The following is a 362-nucleotide window of genomic DNA, read 5'->3' as shown; positions in this document are numbered from 1 at the left end:
GCCTGCTCCTGCAAGCCGACTTCGAGGGGCCTACCCTCATCTCCGATAAAGCATCGCCACCGTTCATATTTCGAACAATGACGTTCACAGCACACAACTTCTTCGTATTTGACCGTGCGCCAGAGCCGCTCGACAAACACGTTTTCGCGCCAGGCGCCCTTACCGTCCATGCTGGTGGCGATCTTCGCGTCCAGCAGCACATCGGCGAACTCGAGGCTGGTGAACTGGCTGCCCTGGTCCGTGTTGAAAATCTCGGGCCTGCCGTGCTTCGCCAACGCCTCCTGCACCGCTTCGACGCAGAAGGCCGCCTCCATTGTGATCGAGACGCGATGGGCCAGGACCCGTCGGCTGAACACATCGAC

At 60.2% G+C, this 362-nt stretch carries 1 protein-coding gene; it reads right to left on the bottom strand.

Annotation, left to right across the window (positions count from 1 at the left end; translation table 11 throughout):
• On the bottom strand, positions 1–362 hold a 362-nt coding region (locus tag AC0L3P_RS40180; RefSeq protein ID WP_473309481.1), incomplete at both ends, for a transposase.

Source organism: Bradyrhizobium sp. WSM4874, assembly GCF_055811835.1.
This window is presented reverse-complemented; position numbering and strand designations above follow the sequence as displayed.